The organism is Hydrogenophaga sp. IBVHS2 (assembly GCF_002127215.1).
GTDB lineage: Bacteria > Pseudomonadota > Gammaproteobacteria > Burkholderiales > Burkholderiaceae_C > Hydrogenophaga.
In genome coordinates, this window is the sequence record NZ_NFUT01000001.1 from 631,022 (window position 1) to 647,184 (window position 16,163).

At 69.1% G+C, this 16,163-nt stretch carries 18 protein-coding genes; 6 read left to right on the top strand and 12 right to left on the bottom strand.

Annotation, left to right across the window (positions count from 1 at the left end; translation table 11 throughout):
• Nucleotides 1-6 precede the first annotated feature (6 nt).
• Nucleotides 7-267: a hypothetical protein gene (locus CAP38_RS03120; RefSeq protein WP_143435743.1), complete on the top strand. Its 261-nt coding sequence runs from the start codon at nucleotides 7-9 to the stop codon at nucleotides 265-267.
• Here the strand turns inward: CAP38_RS03120 and CAP38_RS03125 are convergent.
• The 5 genes from CAP38_RS03125 to grpE form a co-directional block, all read right to left on the bottom strand.
• Nucleotides 224-652, bottom strand: coding sequence for a type II toxin-antitoxin system VapC family toxin (locus tag CAP38_RS03125; protein ID WP_086119398.1), 429 nt, complete (start codon nucleotides 650-652; stop codon nucleotides 224-226). The two genes, CAP38_RS03120 and CAP38_RS03125, sit on opposite strands and share 44 nt — an antisense overlap.
• A 4-nt stretch (nucleotides 653-656) precedes the next feature.
• On the bottom strand, nucleotides 657-914 hold the full coding sequence (locus CAP38_RS03130; protein WP_086119399.1) for a type II toxin-antitoxin system Phd/YefM family antitoxin: 258 nt from the start codon (nucleotides 912-914) through the stop codon (nucleotides 657-659).
• A 74-nt stretch (nucleotides 915-988) separates the two neighbouring features.
• The gene (dnaJ, locus tag CAP38_RS03135; RefSeq protein ID WP_086119400.1) at nucleotides 989-2,116 is read right to left on the bottom strand and encodes a molecular chaperone DnaJ; all 1,128 of its coding nucleotides are present in this window, start codon (nucleotides 2,114-2,116) and stop codon (nucleotides 989-991) included.
• 86 nt (nucleotides 2,117-2,202) lie between these two features.
• Nucleotides 2,203-4,146: a molecular chaperone DnaK gene (gene dnaK / locus CAP38_RS03140; protein WP_086119401.1), complete on the bottom strand. Its 1,944-nt coding sequence runs from the start codon at nucleotides 4,144-4,146 to the stop codon at nucleotides 2,203-2,205.
• A gap of 87 nt (nucleotides 4,147-4,233) precedes the next feature.
• Nucleotides 4,234-4,788 carry a nucleotide exchange factor GrpE gene (gene grpE / locus CAP38_RS03145; protein WP_256924233.1) on the bottom strand — a complete coding sequence of 185 codons (555 nt, stop codon included), beginning with the start codon at nucleotides 4,786-4,788 and terminating at the stop codon, nucleotides 4,234-4,236.
• Nucleotides 4,789-4,947: 159 nt separating this feature from the next.
• Here grpE and CAP38_RS03150 point away from each other — a divergent pair, with 159 nt between their 5' ends.
• Nucleotides 4,948-5,796, top strand: a complete 849-nt coding sequence (locus CAP38_RS03150) for a fumarylacetoacetate hydrolase family protein (RefSeq protein WP_086119402.1) — start codon at nucleotides 4,948-4,950, stop codon at nucleotides 5,794-5,796.
• Here CAP38_RS03150 and CAP38_RS03155 read toward each other — a convergent pair.
• Genes CAP38_RS03155 through CAP38_RS03180 form a run of 6 tightly spaced genes read right to left on the bottom strand, consistent with a single transcriptional unit; the run spans nucleotide 5,735 to nucleotide 10,467 of the window.
• Nucleotides 5,735-6,082 carry a helix-turn-helix domain-containing protein gene (locus tag CAP38_RS03155; protein WP_086119403.1) on the bottom strand — a complete coding sequence of 116 codons (348 nt, stop codon included), beginning with the start codon at nucleotides 6,080-6,082 and terminating at the stop codon, nucleotides 5,735-5,737. The genes CAP38_RS03150 and CAP38_RS03155 overlap by 62 nt on opposite strands.
• 54 nt (nucleotides 6,083-6,136) lie before the next feature.
• Nucleotides 6,137-6,592: a MarR family winged helix-turn-helix transcriptional regulator gene (locus CAP38_RS03160; protein ID WP_086119404.1), complete on the bottom strand. Its 456-nt coding sequence runs from the start codon at nucleotides 6,590-6,592 to the stop codon at nucleotides 6,137-6,139.
• On the bottom strand, nucleotides 6,589-7,008 hold the full coding sequence (locus CAP38_RS03165; RefSeq protein WP_086119405.1) for a thioesterase family protein: 420 nt from the start codon (nucleotides 7,006-7,008) through the stop codon (nucleotides 6,589-6,591). The genes CAP38_RS03160 and CAP38_RS03165 overlap by 4 nt, the downstream gene beginning before the upstream one ends.
• Nucleotides 7,009-7,017: 9 nt before the next feature.
• On the bottom strand, nucleotides 7,018-7,782 hold the full coding sequence (locus CAP38_RS03170; RefSeq protein WP_086119406.1) for an SDR family NAD(P)-dependent oxidoreductase: 765 nt from the start codon (nucleotides 7,780-7,782) through the stop codon (nucleotides 7,018-7,020).
• A gap of 24 nt (nucleotides 7,783-7,806) precedes the next feature.
• On the bottom strand, nucleotides 7,807-9,675 hold the full coding sequence (locus tag CAP38_RS03175; RefSeq protein WP_086119407.1) for a feruloyl-CoA synthase: 1,869 nt from the start codon (nucleotides 9,673-9,675) through the stop codon (nucleotides 7,807-7,809).
• A 3-nt stretch (nucleotides 9,676-9,678) separates the two neighbouring features.
• Complete coding sequence (locus tag CAP38_RS03180; protein WP_086119747.1) at nucleotides 9,679-10,467, bottom strand: crotonase/enoyl-CoA hydratase family protein; 789 nt, start codon at nucleotides 10,465-10,467, stop codon at nucleotides 9,679-9,681.
• 130 nt (nucleotides 10,468-10,597) lie between these two features.
• Between CAP38_RS03180 and CAP38_RS03185 the strand changes: the two genes are divergently transcribed.
• The gene (locus tag CAP38_RS03185) at nucleotides 10,598-12,433 is read left to right on the top strand and encodes an AMP-binding protein (protein WP_086119408.1); all 1,836 of its coding nucleotides are present in this window, start codon (nucleotides 10,598-10,600) and stop codon (nucleotides 12,431-12,433) included.
• Between the two features lie 21 nt (nucleotides 12,434-12,454).
• On the opposite strand, the gene CAP38_RS03190 is transcribed toward CAP38_RS03185, so the two are convergent.
• Nucleotides 12,455-13,051: a 2-hydroxychromene-2-carboxylate isomerase gene (locus tag CAP38_RS03190; RefSeq protein WP_086119748.1), complete on the bottom strand. Its 597-nt coding sequence runs from the start codon at nucleotides 13,049-13,051 to the stop codon at nucleotides 12,455-12,457.
• Between the two features lie 166 nt (nucleotides 13,052-13,217).
• On the opposite strand from CAP38_RS03190, the gene CAP38_RS03195 reads away from it, so the two are divergent.
• The 3 genes from CAP38_RS03195 (at nucleotide 13,218) to CAP38_RS03205 (ending at nucleotide 16,153) form a co-directional block, all read left to right on the top strand.
• Nucleotides 13,218-14,255: a TRAP transporter substrate-binding protein gene (locus CAP38_RS03195; RefSeq protein ID WP_086119409.1), complete on the top strand. Its 1,038-nt coding sequence runs from the start codon at nucleotides 13,218-13,220 to the stop codon at nucleotides 14,253-14,255.
• A 102-nt stretch (nucleotides 14,256-14,357) separates the two neighbouring features.
• Nucleotides 14,358-14,837, top strand: coding sequence for a TRAP transporter small permease (locus CAP38_RS03200; protein WP_086119410.1), 480 nt, complete (start codon nucleotides 14,358-14,360; stop codon nucleotides 14,835-14,837).
• Entirely contained in the window at nucleotides 14,834-16,153 is a 1,320-nt protein-coding gene (locus CAP38_RS03205; RefSeq protein ID WP_086119411.1) for a TRAP transporter large permease, read from the top strand. The genes CAP38_RS03200 and CAP38_RS03205 overlap by 4 nt, the downstream gene beginning before the upstream one ends.
• Nucleotides 16,154-16,163: the final 10 nt, after the last annotated feature.

The following is a 16,163-nucleotide window of genomic DNA, read 5'->3' on the forward strand; positions in this document are numbered from 1 at the left end:
ATTGATATGCCCAATCAAAACCATAGGCCCCGCTGGCTGCGGGCCTTGCTGGCGGTCGTGGCGGCGCTGACCGGCCTGGCCGCCGCCTGGACCAGCTGGCAGGCCTGGGTGCTGCTGCGCCTGCCCTACAACGAAGAAGGCCGTCATTTCGACGGCCTGGTGGTGCACCACGAGGGCACGGGGGAGGTGCTGGCAGGGGTGGCGGTGGTGTTATGGGCCCTGGTCAGCGGGTGTGTGGTGCTGGCGGCGCGGTGTCGAAAGGGTTGAAGGGCGACATGCCCAGGGCCCGGAAGTCGCCGACATTGCGGGTGACCACCGTCAGGCCATGCACCTGTGCCGTGGCAGCGATCATCGCGTCCTCATACAGCGTGTCGGATCGCCCATGCATCAGGCGCGCCCAGGCCCGGAACACTGCCGCGTTCATGGGCAGCACATTCCAGACGGACTCCACCTGATCCAGCCAGCTCTCGATGGTGCTCGCCTTGGCCGCGTCCTGTTGCCGGGTAAGTTCGATCCCGGCCCGTATCTCGCCCAGCGTGACCGCAGACACGAACAAGTGGCTGTCCGGTTGGTCCTGCATCCAGGCCACCACGGCACCATGTGGGCGCGGTCGACGCAGTTCCGAAACCACGTTGGTGTCGAGCAGAAACACTGGATCAACCCCAGCTGGGTGGTGTACGCCGACGGGCCTCGCCGCGTGTGGGCAACGGCCATTGGGTTCTGTGCTCGTCCGACAGCAACAAGTCTTTCAACGAGGGCCTGGCGTTCTGCTGCATCTGTCGCCACTGGACCACCGGCACCAGCACGGCAGCCTCTGTACCCCGGCGGGTGACCATCTGGGGCCCGTCAGTCAGGCAGGCGTCCAGAAATTCGCTGAAACGGGCTTTGGCGTCTTGAACCGGCCATGCGTTCACGGTGCACCTACAGAGTGATGATTAACTAGTCAGATGACTAGTCTGAAGATCTCCCGCCAGCCCGTCAAGACCGTTCAGCTGAAGAAGCTCTTGGCCTTCTCGAACCAGCCCTTGTCGTTCGGGCTGTGCTTGTGGCCGCCCTTCTTGAAGGACTCGTCGAGTTCCTTGAGCAGCTTGCGCTGGTGCTCGGTGAGCTTGACCGGCGTTTCCACCGCCACATGGCAGTACAGGTCGCCGGGGTAGCTCGAGCGCACGCCCTTCACGCCCTTGCCGCGCAGGCGGAAGGTCTTGCCGCTCTGGGTGCCTTCGGGCAGGTCGATGGTGGCCTTGCCCTGCAGGGTGGGCACATCGATCTCGCCGCCCAGGGCGGCGGTGGTCATGCTCACCGGCACCTGGCAGTGCAGGTCGTCGCCGTCGCGCTCGAAGATGTCGTGCTTGCGCAGGCGGATCTCGATGTAGAGGTCCCCGGCCGGGCCGCCGTTCTGGCCCGGTTCGCCGTTACCGGTGGAGCGGATGCGCTGGCCGTCGTCGATGCCGGCGGGGATCTTGATCTCCAGGGTCTTCTGGCGCTTGATCTTGCCGTGCCCGTTGCAGGCGGTGCAGGGGTCGGGGATGACCTTGCCCTTGCCCTGGCAGGTGGGGCAGGTCTGCTGCACGCTGAAGAAGCCCTGGCGCATCTGCACCGCACCCTGGCCGTGGCAGGTGCCGCAGGTCTTGGCGCTGGTGCCGGGCTTGGCACCGGTGCCGTTGCAGGTGTCGCAGTCGTCCCAGCTGGGGATGCGGATCTGGGTGTCCTTGCCGTTGGCGGCTTCCTCCAGCGTGATCTCCATGGCGTACGACAGATCCGCGCCGCGGTAGACCTGACGGCCGCCCCGGCCGCGTGCGCCACCGAAGATGTCGCCGAAGATGTCGCCGAAGGACTCGCCGAAACCGCCGAAGCCCTCCGCCCCCGGGCCGCCGCGCATGTTCGGGTCCACGCCGGCGTGGCCGTACTGGTCGTAGGCCGCCTTCTTCTGCGGGTCCGACAGCATCTCGTAGGCCTCTTTGGCCTCCTTGAACTTTTCCTCGGCGCTCTTGGCCGCCTCACCCTGGTTGCGGTCCGGGTGGTACTTCATCGCGAGCTTGCGATAGGCCTTCTTGATCTCGTCGTCGGAGGCGTTCTTGGGAACACCGAGCACTTCGTAAAAGTCGCGTTTGGACATGGTGGTGGGCGGTCTTGGGCGGGGGTTGTTTCAAGACGAACGCCGCGACCGGTTGCCCGGGCGCGGCGGTGCGGGGAGCAAGGCGATCAGCTCTTCTTGACTTCCTTCACTTCGGCGTCGACCACATCATCGTCGGCCGGACGGTTCGACGAGGCCTGCTCGCCACCGGCGGCACCGGCCGCGGCGCCGGCCGCCGCCTGCTCGGCCTGCTGGGCGGCATAGACCTTCTCGCCCAGTTTCTGGCTGGCGGTCATGAGGGCGGTGGTCTTGGCCTCGATGTCGGCCTTGTCCTCGCCCTGGGCGGCTTCCTCGACGGCCTTGATGGCGTCCTCGATGGCGGTCTTCTCGGCAGCCTCGAGCTTGTCGCCGTGCTCGCCCAGCGACTTCTTCACGCTGTGCACCATGGCCTCGGCCTGGTTGCGGGCCTGCACCAGCTCGACCTTCTTCTTGTCGTCGGCGGCATTGAGCTCGGCGTCCTTGACCATCTGCTGGATCTCTTCTTCCGACAGACCCGAGTTGGCCTTGATGGTGATCTTGTTTTCCTTGCCGGTGCCCTTGTCCTTGGCGCCCACGTGCAGGATGCCGTTGGCGTCGATGTCGAAGGTCACCTCGATCTGCGGCATGCCGCGCGGGGCGGCCGGAATGCCCTCGAGGTTGAACTCGCCCAGCAGCTTGTTGCCGGCAGCGATCTCGCGCTCGCCCTGGAACACCTTGATGGTCACGGCCGGCTGGTTGTCGTCGGCGGTGGAGAACACCTGGCTGAACTTGGTCGGGATGGTGGTGTTCTTGGCGATCATCTTGGTCATGACGCCGCCCATGGTCTCGATGCCCAGCGACAGCGGGGTCACGTCCAGCAGCAGCACGTCCTTGCGGTCACCGCTGAGCACCTGGCCCTGGATGGCGGCACCCACGGCCACGGCCTCGTCGGGGTTGACGTCCTTGCGCGGGTCCTTGCCGAAGAACTCCTTGACCTTCTCCTGCACCTTGGGCATGCGGGTCATGCCGCCGACCAGGATCACGTCGTGGATCTCGCCCACGCTCACGCCGGCGTCCTTGATGGCGGTGCGGCAGGGCGCGATGGTGCGCTCGATCAGCTCTTCCACCAGGGCTTCGAGCTTGGCGCGGGTGAGCTTGATGTTGAGGTGCTTGGGGCCCGAGGCATCGGCGGTGATGTAGGGCAGGTTGATGTCGGTGGCGGCCGAGCTGGACAGCTCGATCTTGGCCTTCTCGGCGGCTTCCTTCAGGCGCTGCAGGGCCAGCACGTCCTTGGACAGGTCGACGCCTTGCTCTTTCTTGAACTCGCCGATGATGAAATCGATGATGCGCTGGTCGAAGTCCTCGCCGCCCAGGAAGGTGTCGCCGTTGGTGGACAGCACCTCGAACTGCTTCTCGCCGTCCACGTCGGCGATCTCGATGATCGACACGTCGAAGGTGCCGCCGCCCAGGTCGTACACGGCGATCTTGCGGTCGCCGGCGCCGTGCTTGTCCAGGCCGAAGGCCAGGGCCGCGGCGGTAGGCTCGTTGATGATGCGCTTGACGTCCAGGCCGGCGATGCGGCCGGCGTCCTTGGTGGCCTGGCGCTGGGCGTCGTTGAAGTAGGCCGGCACGGTGATCACGGCTTCGGTCACGGGCTCGCCCAGGTAGTCCTCGGCGGTCTTCTTCATCTTGCGCAGGATGTCGGCAGACACCTGCTGGGCCGAGATCTGCTTGCCGCGCACTTCCACCCAGGCGTCGCCGTTGTCGGCCGCCACGATGGAGTAGGGCATCAGGTTGATGTCCTTCTGCACTTCCTTCTCGGTGAACTTGCGGCCGATCAGGCGCTTGATCGCGTACAGCGTGTTGCGCGGGTTGGTCACGGCCTGGCGCTTGGCCGAGGCGCCCACCAGCACTTCGCCGTCTTCCTGGTAAGCCACGATCGACGGCGTGGTGCGTGCACCTTCCGAGTTCTCGATCACCTTGGTGGTGTTGCCGTCCATGAAGGCCACGCACGAGTTGGTGGTGCCGAGGTCGATGCCGATGATGCGTCCCATGTTGTGACTCCGTGAAATGGAAAAATGGTGTGAAGAACGATGTGGGGAAGGTGTGGATAACCGGTGGGCTTTTCAAGGGCCCGGCATTCAGCGCGGGGCCGCCACGGTGACCAGGGCCGGGCGCAGCACCCGGTCGGCGATCAGGTAGCCCTTCTGCAGCACCGTCACCACGGTGTTGGGTTCCTGCTGGGCCGGCACCATGCTGATGGCCTGGTGCTGGTGGGGGTCGAAGCGGGCGCCGGCGGGCGGGGCGATCTGCACCACCTTGTGGCGCTCCAGGGCGCTGATGAGCTGCTTGAGCGTGGCCTCGGACCCTTCGCGCAGCTGCTCGCGGGTGGCTTCCGTGATGGACAGACCGGCTTCCAGGCTGTCGGCCACCGGCAGCAGGCCCTCGGCAAAGGATTCCACCGCGAACTTGCGGGCCTTGGACATGTCGTCCTCGGCGCGGCGGCGGGTGTTCTCGGCATCGGCCCGGGCCCGCAGCACCTGATCGGCCAGGTCGGCGTTCTGGGCCTTCAGGGTGGCCAGTTCGTTCTGCAGGGCAGTCAGGGCGTCGTGCTCGATGGCAGCGGCAGCGGCCTCGGCTTCTTCGGGCGGCATCGGGTCCTGGCGGGAGGTGTCGGGAGAAGAGGGCTGGCTCATGGATGACAAGGGTTGTGGGGCTGCGCCGGGGCGCGACCGCAGTGACATGGGGGCCATCGGCCCGGTTTCAAGAGGGGGCGCCCTGACCGGCGCCGCACGTGACAGCCGGCGCCGGACGCGGAGGCCAGAATCCGGGGCTTTCCCTCACGGATACCTGCCATGAAGCTGTTTCGCCACGGGCCTGCGGGCGCCGAAAAGCCCGGTCTGATCGACGCCGACGGTGTCCAGCGCGATCTCTCGGGCCACCTGACCGACATCGAGCCGGCCACGCTGGGCCCCGATTCTAGGGCCCGGCTGGCGGCCATCGACCCGGCTTCCCTGCCGGTGGTGCCTGCCGGCACCCGCATCGGCCCCTGTGTGGGCCGGGTCGGCAACATCGTGGCCATCGGCCTGAACTACGCCGACCATGCGGCGGAAGCCGGCCTGAAGGCGCCCGGTCAGCCCATCGTCTTCAACAAGCACAACAGCGCCATCAGCGGCCCCGACGACGACATCTGGCTGCCCCCGGGTTCCCTGAAGATGGACTGGGAAGTGGAGCTGGGCATCGTCATCGGCCAGCCCACCTTCCATGTGAGCGAGGACCAGGCCCTGCGCCATGTGGCGGGCTTCTGCCTGGTCAACGATGTGTCCGAACGCGCCTGGCAGATGGAGTACGAGGGCCAGTGGGTCAAGGGCAAGAGCTACCCCACGCACTGCCCCATCGGCCCCTGGCTGGTCACGCCCGACGAGCTGGGCGACCCGCAGGACGTGGACCTGTGGCTCGATGTGAACGGCCAGCGCCGCCAGACCGGCAACACCCGCACCATGATCTTCGGCGTGGCCCACATCGTGAGCTACCTGAGCCGCTTCATGGCCCTGCAGCCCGGCGACGTGATCCCCACCGGCACCCCGCCCGGGGTGGGCATGGGCCACAAGCCGCCGATCTATCTGAAGGCCGGCGACGTGGTCACGCTGGGTGGTCGGGGCCTGGGGCAGCAGCGGCAGCGGGTGGTGGACAGTCCGGTCTGACCTGGGCCCAGCGGCCGGCGAACTGCCGCACCTCGCCCACCCGCCGGGCCAGCTCGCTGCCCGGCGCGGTGAGCCGGTAGCCGTGCCCGTCGTGTTCGATCAGCCCGGCGCCACGCAGCGACTTCAGGCGGGTGTTGAGGGTGTTGGGCGTGATGCCGCCCACGCTGTCCTGCAGCAGGCGGAAGGTCTGGGGATGGCCGTCGGACAGGGCCCACAGCACACGCATGGCGTAGCGGCATTCCAGCAGATCGAACAGCTGGCCGATGGCCTCCGGGTCCTTGCTCATGCGGTTCCTCCTGCGCACATTGGCTGGCGGCCACTATAAATGCCGGAGCAGGCTTCAGGCGTCGCTGTAGAGCTTGCGCAACAGCCGCACCAGCGTGGCCTGTTCGCGCGGGGTGAGTGCCCGGGCGGCTTCGGCCTCGGCGGCGCTGGCGGTGGCACAGGCCGCCTGGTGCAGGGCCTGCCCGGCCGATGTGAGGTGCAGGCCCACGGCCCGGCCGTCCTGCGGGTGGGGGCGGCGTTCGATCAGCCCGCGCTGCTGCAGGCTGCCCACCAGCCCCACCAGGTTGGGCGGCTGGATGGCCAGGGCGGCGCAGATCTGGCGCGAGGTGATGCCCGGGTTCTGTGCGATCAGGGTGAGCACCGAGAAGTCCACCGGCCGCAGCCCGTGCGGTGCCATGTGCTCCATGAACCGGCCGACCACGGCCAGCGAGGCCCGGCGGGCGTGGTAGCCCAGCAGCGATTCCAGGATGCCGGTGTCGACACCCTTGTCCTCGGGGCTGCAGCCGCTCATGAGCAGCGGGCGATGATGTCCTGCGGCACGGGCACCGCACGGATGCGGTCGGGGTTGGCCGGGTCGCGCTCGCAGAAGGCGCGCGTCTCGGTGCCTTCGCACAGCAGGGTGTCGCCGCGCATGACCTTGTGTTCGTGGACGAACACCTTGGCCTTCCACTCGCTCACCCGGGTGTGGATCTGCAGCCGCTCGCCGTAGGTGGCCGGCTTCATGAAGCGGGTGTGGATCTCCAGCAGCGGGGTGCCGATGATGCCGGTGGTCTTGACCAGCTCGCGCCAGGGCGGCACGCCGCACTGCACGAAGAAGTTCAGCGAGGAGGCGTCCATCCACTTGCTGAAGTTGGGGAAGAAGACGATGCCGGCCGGATCGCAGTCGCCGAACATCACCTCCACCTCGTAGATCACGGTCTTGCTCATGGGTGACTTTCAGCGCGGGGCCATGCGCAGCGCGCCGTCCAGGCGGATCACCTCGCCATTGAGGTGGGTGTTGGTGACGATGTGGGCCGCCAGCGAGGCGAACTCTTCCGGGTGGCCCAGGCGCGGCGGGAAGGGGATGCTCGCGGCCAGCGACTGCTGCACCGGCTCGGGCAGGCTGCGCATGAGCGGGGTGGAGAACAGACCCGGTGCGATGGTGCATACCCGGATGCCGTGCTGCGCCAGGTCGCGCGCCATGGGCAGCGTCATGCCCACCAGGCCGCCCTTGGAGGCGCTGTAGGCCTGCTGGCCCACCTGACCGTCGAAGGCGGCCACGCTGGCGGTGAACAGCATCACGCCGCGCTCGCCGTCGGCCAGCGCCTCCAGCTTCGCGCAGGCGGCGGCAAACAGCCGCGCCGCGTTGTAGGAGCCGATCAGGTTGACGCTGATGACGCGGCTGAAGTCTTCCAGCGGGGCGGCGCTGCCGTCCTTCTGCACCACGCGTTTGGCGGTGCCGATGCCGGCGATGTTCATGAGGATGCGGGCCGGGCCGTGGGCGGCGGTGGCGGCGTCGAGCGCGGCCTGCAGGCTGGCGGTGTCGGTGATGTCGCAGGCCAGGCCCAGACCACCGATGTCGGCGGCGACGCGGCGGGCGTTGTCGGCATTCACATCGAGCACGGCCACCTTGGCACCCTGGCGGGCGAGTTCGCGGGCGGTGGCTTCGCCGAGGCCCGATCCGCCGCCGGTGACGAGGGCGGCGTGTCCTGAAATCTGCATGGGTTGTCTCCTGGAGAAAGGGGGTCAGCGGGGCTGGAGGATGTTCGGGGCGCTGCCGTCGTACAGGGCTTCCACCAGCGCGGCCCGGTGCTGCAGCACCGCACGCTGGTTGATCGAGCCCTTGTCGGTGACCTCGCCGCGGTCGATGGAGGGTGGCTCGGCCAGCAGCAGCAGGCGGGCCACCCGGTTGGCGCTGCCGGTGGCCTGGGCCGCCAGGTCGTCGAGCACCTGCTGGAAGTGCGCCCGCACGGCCGGGTGGGCCAGCACCTCGGCCAGCGGGGCATCGGCCGGCAGGCCGGCCAGGGTGCGCACCGCGGCGGTGGGGAACAGCAGGGCACCGACCTCGTTGCGGTTCAGGCCGGTGATGACGGCATCCTGCACGAAGGGCGCACCCGCCGCGATGATGCGGCCGCGCAGCGGCCCCACGCTGACGAAGGTGCCGGTGGCCAGCTTGAAGTCCTCGGCAATGCGGCCGTCGAAGCGCAGGCCCCGGTGGTGGTTGTCGGGGTCGATCCAGGCCACCGCGTCGCCGGTGCAGAAGAAGCCTTCGTCGTCGAACGATTCGGCCGTGGCCTCGGGGTTGCGCCAGTAGCCCGGCGTGATGTTGGGGCCCCGGTAACGCACCTCGGTCTTGCCCTGCAGCGGCACCAGCTTGAGCTCCAGCCCCGGGGTGGGCAGGCCCAGGTCGCCCGAGCGCACCTCGGGGCTGGTGATGTACAGGCCGAACGGGCCGGACTCGGTCATGCCCAGGCCGGTGCCCATGACGATGCGTTCACCGATCTCGGCTTCCTGCACCTGGTGCAGCGTGTCCCACACCGGCTGGGCCAGGGCGGCACCGGCATAGAAGAACAGGCGCACGCGGCTGAGCAGGTTGCGCCGCAGCCCGGCGTCGGTCTTCATGGCGTTGGCGATCGCCTCGAAGCCGGTGGGCACGTTGAAGTACACGGTGGGCGCGATCTCGCGCAGGTTGCGCAGCGTCTCGGCCATGAGGGCCGGTGTGGGCTTGCCGTCGTCGATGTACAGCGTGCCGCCGTTGAACAGCGTCAGGCCCACGTTGTGGTTGCCGCCGAAGGTGTGGTTCCAGGGCAGCCAGTCCACCAGCACCGGCGGCTGGTCCGGGTCGGCCAGCACCGGGATGCTGGCGACGATCTGCTGCTGGTTGGCGCACCACATGCGGTGGGTGTTGATCACGCCCTTGGGCAGCTTGGTGGAGCCGGAGGTGAACAGGAACTTGGCGATGGTGTCCGGCCCGGTGGCCTGCATGGCGGCGTCCACCGCCGGGGTGGGCGCAGTGGCGCGCAGGGCCGCAAAGCTGGTGGTGGCGCGGCCGGGCACGGTGCCGGTGGTGGTGACGATCTCCACGTCCTCGCCCACCGTGGCCAGCAGGGCGCGCTCGTAGCGCGGGGCGTCGCTGGCGAACACCAGACCCGGTGTCAGCGTGCGAACGATGTGGCGCAGCTTCTCGAAGTCCTGGCTCACCAGGGAATAGGCGGGCGAGGCCGGCGCCCACGGAATGCCGGCGTACAGGCAGCCCAGGGCCAGCTGGGCGTGCTCCAGATCGTTCTCGCTGACGATCAGCACCGGCCGCTCGGCGTTGAGCCCCCGGTCCAGCAGCGCCTGGCCGATGCAGCGGGCCGCATCGAGCGCCTCGGCGTAGCTCAGGTGCTGCCAGTCCCCGGTGCTGCCGTCGGCCCGGCGTTCGCGCCGTGCCATGAAGCTGCGCTGCGGCGCCACCTCGGCCCAGTGCAGCAGCCGGTCGGTCAGGCGGTGCGGAAAGGGCGGCAGGGGCTGCTCGGCCTGCAGGTAGGTGGTGCCATCGGGGGTGTCGCGGCGCAGGCCCCGGGTCACACCGAAGGCCAGGGTGCGGTAGCGGGGCAGGGTGGCGGTGCTCATGGCTCAGCCCTTCTTCACCTTGGCGCCCCGGCCTTCCAGGAAGTCGCGCACCCGGGCCTTGGCCTCGGGCGCGTCCTGCACGATGGCCGACATCAGCGCCTCGGTGAAGAAGCCGTGGTCGGACGGCTGTTCGGCGATGCGGGGCAGGGCGTGCATGAGGGCGTAGTTGGTCAGCGGCGCATTGGCGGCGATGCGGGTGGCCAGCTCCAGCGCCTTGTCGAGCGCCGTGCCCTGCGGCACCACGTACTGCGACAGGCCGATGCGCTCGCCGTCCTCGGCGTTGTAGACCCGGCCGGTGAGCATCATGTCGGTCATGCGGGCAGCACCGATCAGGCGCGGGATGCGCACCGAGCCGCCGCCGCCCACGAAGATGCCGCGCGTGCCCTCGGGCAGGGCATAGAAGGTGCTGGCGTCGGCCACGCGCACATGGCAGCTGCTGGCCAGCTCCAGCCCGCCGCCCACCACCGCGCCATGCAGCGCGGCCACCACCGGGACGCGGCCGCGTTCCACCTCGTTGAGTGCGGCATGCCACAGGCGCGAATGCTGCAGACCGCCGCCGGCATCGCGCTCCTGCAGTTCCGACAGGTCCAGCCCGGCGCAGAAATGCTCGCCCGCGCCGGTGACCACGGCCGCGCGCACGCCGGTCGGCAGATTCTGGAAGGTGTCGCGCAGCGCCATGACCAGCCCGTCGCTCAAGGCATTGCGCTTGGCCGGGCGGTTGAGGGTGATCAGCGCGATCTGCTGCTGGTCGCCGCGCAGCTCGAAGGAAAGGTCGGGGAAGGTCGGGGTCATGGCGGGTCCGTGGGAGGTCGGGTGCGGGTTGTCGAGCTTGTCGGTGGCTGGCATTGTGGTTATAAAAAATAACCAAATCAACCGGCCCGGGGCGCTTTGTTCACCGGGTTTACCCGCATCGGAGACACCCATGCCCGCCCTTGCCCCTCTGGCCGAACTGGTCGACATCGAGTCGCTGGAGCGGCGGTCCGCCCCGGCCGAGACCACGCCCTACGGCCTGATCCGCGATGCCGCGGCCCGCTGGCCCGATCGTGTGGCCTTCACCTGGCTGCCCGATGCCGGGCTGAGCACGCCGCCGCGCCCGGTCACCTACACGCAGCTGCTGCGCGACATCCACCGCGCTGCCAACGCCCTGCGCGCCCTCGGGGTGGGGCCGGACGATGCGGTGGCCCTGCTGGCCCCCAACATGCCCGAGGCCCAGGCGGTGCTGTGGGGCGCGCAGCTGGCCGGGCGGGTGTGTCCCATCAACACGCTGCTGCAGCCGGACCACATCGCGGCCCTGCTGCAGGCCAGCGGAGCGCGGGTGGTGGTGGCCCTGGGCCCGCACCCGGAGCTGGCGGTGTGGTCGGCCGTGCAGCAGGCCTGCGAAGGGCGGGACCTGGTGACGGTGGCCATCGGCGCCGGCCAGCCGGCTCCCGGTGCGCTGGATCTGCACACCCTGCTGCAGGCCCAGCCCGACACGCTGACCTTCGCCCCCGACCTGGATCCCCGGCGCGTGGTGGCCCTGTTCCACACCGGTGGCACCACCGGTTCGCCCAAGCTGGTGCAGCACACCGGTGCCAACGAGGCCCACACCGCGCGCTGGGCCCCCGGGTTCTACGGGGCCGACGAGCGCAGCGTGGAGATCAACGGCTTCCCGCTGTTCCACGTGGCCGGGGCCTTCGTGTATGGCCTGTCGATGCTCTCGGTGGGCGCGCGCCAGGTGCTGCCCACCCTCACCGGCATGCGCAACGCGGCGTTCGTTCAGCGCTACTGGCGCTTCTGCCAGCGTGAGGGTGTCACCCACCTGGCCTGCGTGCCCACCATCCTGGCCAGCCTGCTCAATGTGCCGGTGGATGCCGACATCGGTTCGGTGCGGGCCGCCTTCACCGGCGGATCGCCCCTGCCGCCCGAACTCGCCCAGCGCTTCGAGGCCGCCACCGGCATTCCGGTGCGCAACATCCTTGGCATGACCGAAAGCGCGGGCCTGGTCAGCATCGAACCACTGGCCGGTCCGCGCACGCCCGGCTCGGCCGGCCTGCGCCTGCCGTTCACCGAGGTGCACGCGGTGCCCTGGCGCGACGGCGCAGCGGTGCTGGGCGAGCGCTGCGCGCCGGGGGCCACCGGCGTGATCGTGCTGCGCGGGCCGCACATCGGCCCGGGGTATCTGGATGCGCGGCGCAATGCCGGCCTGTTCGAGCAGGGCTGGGTGATCTCCGGCGACCTGGGCCACATCGACACCGAGGGCCGCATCCACATCACCGGCCGGGCCAAGGACGTGATCATCCGGGGCTCGCACAACATCGACCCGGGTCTGGTGGAGGACGCCTTCCTGGCCCACCCGGCGGTGGCGCAGTGCGCGGTGGTGGCCGAGCCCGACCCCCACGCCGGCGAGGTGCCTGCCGCCTTCGTCGTGCTTCGCCCGGGCGCCACGCTGGACGCGGCCACGCTGCTGGCCGAGGTGGCCCCGCAGGTCTACGAACGCCCGGCCTGCCCCAAGCGGGTGGTGCTGCTGCCCGCCCTGCCGCTGACCGCCATCGGCAAGGTGTTCAAACCGGCGCTGCGGCTGCAGGCCATCGAGCTGCGGCTGACCGACATCGCCCGTGAGGCGGCGCCGGACCGGGCGGTGTCGGTGCAGGCGCGGGAAGAGGGCGGCGTGCAGCGGGCCCGCATCGCGATCGCCGGCCCGCACGACGCGGCACTGGCCGGGCGCTTGCAGGCCGCCCTGGCGGCGGTGGCGGTGCCGGTGGAGATCGCGTTCGGCTGAGCGCGCGGCCCGCTCGGGGCGTCACCAGCCACCACGCTCCAGCCAGCGTTCGATCTGCTCGAACTTGTCGATGCCCCAGAACGGCTCGCCGTCCACCACCACGGTGGGCGAGCCGAAGATGCCGGCGGCCAGGGCGGCGTCCACCTCGGCGCGCAGCAGGCGGGCGGCTTCGTCGCTGGCGGCGGCTTCCGCCAGCTCGTCCCCCACCACCGGGCGCAGGCTCTCGGGCGTGGACAGGTCCTGTCCCTGGCCCCAGTAGGCGGCATAGATGCGGTGGGCCACATCGGCCGCCTGCCCGGGCCGGTGCGCCGCCACCCAGGCCATGGCGCGGGCGCAGGCCAGGGGCTGCATGACCGGGTCGGCCGGCCTGCGCTGCATCGGCACCCGGTGTTCGCGGGCATACCGCAGCACGTCGCGCTCGGTGTAGGGGCCTTTGAGCGGGGTGTCCAGCAAGGGCTTGAGGCCCATCACCTTCATCACCGACACACCCAGCAGCATCGGGTGCCAGCGCACGGTGCGGCCGTGGCGGGCGGCCAGCGCCTCGATGCGCAGCGAGGCGAAATAGCCGTAGGGCGAGATGAAATCGAAGTGGAAATCGAGCGGGGCGGGGGCGTTCATGGCCGGCATCTTCGCTGCCGCAGTGGGCTGCGGCTATGCCGTCTTTCCCGGGGGTGGGCGGCTTCCATTGCAAAACGGCATATCTGAAAGACCGGTGCGGGTCTGGCGGTTCGGGCCGCGCGGGCGCACAGTCCGCCTCTCAAGAATCACCCCCCTGGAGACACGCATGAACCTGATTCCCCGTCGCACGGCTGTGGCCGCCCTTGGTGCGGTGGCCGCCCTGGCCTTCGCCGGCTCCGCCATGGCCCAGACCGTGACGCTGCGCCTGCACCAGTTCCTGCCCCCGCAGGCCACCATCCCGGCCAAGGCCATCGTGCCCTGGGCGCAGAAGGTCGAGGCCGAGTCCGGCGGGCGCATCAAGATCCAGCTGTTCCACGCCATGCAGCTCGGCGGCACGCCGCCCCAGCTGTTCGACCAGGCGCGCGACGGCGTGGCCGACATCACCTGGACCGTGCTGGGCTACACCCCCAACCGCTTCAACAAGACCGAGGTGTTCGAGCTGCCCTTCATGAGCGGTTCGGCCGAGCAGTCCTCGCGCGCCATCCAGGAATACGTCGAGAAGTTCGCCATGGACGAGTTCAAGGACGTCAAGCTGCTGGCGGCCCACACCCACGGTCCCGGCCTGTTCCACACCAAGCAGCCGGTGACCGGCCTGGAAAGCCTGCGCGGCATGAAGATCCGGGGCGGCTCGCGCATCATCAACAACATGCTGGTCAAGCTGGGTGCCACCCCGGTGGGCATGCCGGTGCCGGCCGTGACCGACGCGCTGTCCAAGGGCACCATCGACGGCACCACCATCCCCTGGGAGGTGACCCCGTCGCTCAAGGTGACCGAGCTGGTCAAGAACCACACCACCTTCGCCGGTGCCGAGGGCCTCTACACCCAGACCTTCGCGCTGTCGATGAACAAGGCCGCCTACGACAAGCTGCCGCCCGACCTGAAGAAGGTGATCGACAACAACTCCGGCATCGAGACCGCCGCCTTCTTCGGCCGTGCCATGGACGAAGGCGACAAGGCCGGCCGTGCCATTGCCGAGAAGGCCGGCAACAACATCGTGGCCCTGGACGTGGCCGAGACCCAGCGCTGGCGCCGTACCGCCGGCGCGGTGGAGACCGACTGGATCAACGAGGTCAAGGCCAAGGGCATCGACGGTGCCAAGCTGGCCGCCGAGGCGCGGGCCCTGATCAAGAAGCACCAGCGATAATCCGCCGCTGTCGCGACCGCGCGGCACCAACCCTGCCGCGCCCCGCCGAAGTCCTGCCCACCGCGTGCTGGACCTCGGCTTTTTTTTGAACGGGTGACTCCCTTGAAGCTGCTCTCATTCCTTGCCCAGGCCTGTGCGGTGCTGGCCGGCTTGCTGCTCACCGCCATCACGCTGGTGACCTGCCTGAGCCTGATCGGACGCAACACCACCGGCCAGACCCTGGTTGGCGACTACGAACTCACGGCGGTGGCGGCCGGCGCAGCGGTCGCCCTGTTCATGCCGTGGTGCCAGCTCAAGCGCGAGCACATCATCGTGGACTTCTTCACCGCTCGGCTGCCCGCCAGCGCCAATGCCTGGCTGGACCGTTTCGGTGCCCTGGTGCTGGCCATCGTCATGGCCCTGCTGACCTGGCGCACCGGCGTCGGCGCCCTCAGCGCCCACAGCTCCCAGACCACCACCATGATGCTGGGCTTTCCCGAGTGGATCGTCTACACCGCCATGGTGCCGCCGCTGGCCCTGACCGCCGTGATCGCGCTGGTCCAGAGCCTGTCTTCCGCCACCGTCCAGGAGTCGGCCCCATGAGTTCCCTGTCCATGGCCGGGCTGATCTTCGCCTGCATGCTGGCGCTGATGGTCATCCGCGTGCCGATCGCCATCTCCATGTTCGTGGCCGGCTGCTTCGGCTACATCGCCCAGGTCGGCCTGCCGCCGTTCTTCAACAACCTCAACGGGCTGGCCTACGCCCGCTTCGCCAGCTACGACCTGTCGGTCATTCCGCTGTTCATCCTGATGGGCAACTTTGCCACCCAGGGCGGCATCTCCAAGGCGCTGTTCCAGTTCGCCAGCGTGGTCATGGCCCGATTCAAGGGCGGCCTGGCCATGGCGGCGGTGATGGCCAGCGCGGCCTTCGGTGCCATCTGCGGATCGTCGATCGCCACCGCCGCCACCATCACCCAGGTGGCCCTGCCCGAGATGAAGCGCCACGGCTACTCGGGCCGTCTGGCCACCGGCACGCTGGCCGCCGGCGGCACGCTGGGCATCCTGATCCCGCCCTCGGTGCCGCTGGTGATCTATGCCATCCTGACCGAGCAGAACATCGCCAAGCTGTTCGCGGCCGCCACCATCCCCGGCGTGATCGCCATGCTGGGCTACATGATCGCGATTGCGGTCTATGTGCGGCTGGTGCCCGGCCATGCGCCGGAAGACGACATCGATCACCCGCGCATGACCACCGAGGCCCTGTGGGGCGTGCTGCCGATCGCCGCCGTGTTCCTGCTGGTGTTCGGCGGCATCTACGGCGGCCTGTTCACGCCCACCGAGGGTGCGGGCGTGGGCGCAGCCGCCACCTTCGTGGCGGCCCTGCTCAAGCGCGAGCTCACCTGGGCCAAGATCCGCCACTGCTTCCTGTCCACCGCCGGCAGCAGCGCCATGATCTTCCTGATCTTCATCGGTGCCGACCTCATGAACTCTTCGCTGGCCCTGACCCAGGTGCCGGCCCAGCTGGCCGAGGTCATCAAGGGCTGGGACGTGGCGCCGGTCATGGTGGTCACCGGCATCCTGCTGTTCTATGTGATCCTGGGCGCGGTCATGGACGAGCTGTCCATGATCCTGCTGACCATCCCGATCTTCTTCCCGGTCATCATGGGCCTGGACTTCGGCATGCCGGCCGAGTCGGTGGCCATCTGGTTCGGGGTGATGGTGCTCATGACGGTGGGCTTCGGCCTGCTGGCGCCACCCGTGGGCCTGAACGTGTACGTGGTCAACGGCATGGCCAAGGACGTGCCCATCGCCGAGAGCTACAAGGGGGTCATGCCCTTCCTGGCCAGCGACGTGCTGCGCACCGCGCTGCTGCTGACATTCCCGTCGATCACCCTGTGGCTGGTGCAGTTCGTGGGCTGAGCCGGGGGAC

Bases quoted from the DNA above. Each gene is read 5' to 3' on its own strand.
- grpE (WP_256924233.1), bottom strand. From the start codon at position 4,788: ATGAGCCAGCCCTCTTCTCCCGACACCTCCCGCCAGGACCCGATGCCG.
- CAP38_RS03160 (WP_086119404.1), bottom strand. From the start codon at position 6,592: ATGAGCGGCTGCAGCCCCGAGGACAAGGGTGTCGACACCGGCATCCTG.
- CAP38_RS03165 (WP_086119405.1), bottom strand. From the start codon at position 7,008: ATGAGCAAGACCGTGATCTACGAGGTGGAGGTGATGTTCGGCGACTGC.
- CAP38_RS03120 (WP_143435743.1), top strand. From the start codon at position 7: ATGCCCAATCAAAACCATAGGCCCCGCTGGCTGCGGGCCTTGCTGGCG.
- CAP38_RS03180 (WP_086119747.1), bottom strand. From the start codon at position 10,467: ATGACCCCGACCTTCCCCGACCTTTCCTTCGAGCTGCGCGGCGACCAG.
- CAP38_RS03175 (WP_086119407.1), bottom strand. From the start codon at position 9,675: ATGAGCACCGCCACCCTGCCCCGCTACCGCACCCTGGCCTTCGGTGTG.
- CAP38_RS03195 (WP_086119409.1), top strand. From the start codon at position 13,218: ATGAACCTGATTCCCCGTCGCACGGCTGTGGCCGCCCTTGGTGCGGTG.
- CAP38_RS03155 (WP_086119403.1), bottom strand. From the start codon at position 6,082: ATGAGCAAGGACCCGGAGGCCATCGGCCAGCTGTTCGATCTGCTGGAA.
- dnaJ (WP_086119400.1), bottom strand. From the start codon at position 2,116: ATGTCCAAACGCGACTTTTACGAAGTGCTCGGTGTTCCCAAGAACGCC.
- dnaK (WP_086119401.1), bottom strand. From the start codon at position 4,146: ATGGGACGCATCATCGGCATCGACCTCGGCACCACCAACTCGTGCGTG.
- CAP38_RS03150 (WP_086119402.1), top strand. From the start codon at position 4,948: ATGAAGCTGTTTCGCCACGGGCCTGCGGGCGCCGAAAAGCCCGGTCTG.
- CAP38_RS03205 (WP_086119411.1), top strand. From the start codon at position 14,834: ATGAGTTCCCTGTCCATGGCCGGGCTGATCTTCGCCTGCATGCTGGCG.
- CAP38_RS03190 (WP_086119748.1), bottom strand. From the start codon at position 13,051: ATGAACGCCCCCGCCCCGCTCGATTTCCACTTCGATTTCATCTCGCCC.
- CAP38_RS03170 (WP_086119406.1), bottom strand. From the start codon at position 7,782: ATGCAGATTTCAGGACACGCCGCCCTCGTCACCGGCGGCGGATCGGGC.
- CAP38_RS03185 (WP_086119408.1), top strand. From the start codon at position 10,598: ATGCCCGCCCTTGCCCCTCTGGCCGAACTGGTCGACATCGAGTCGCTG.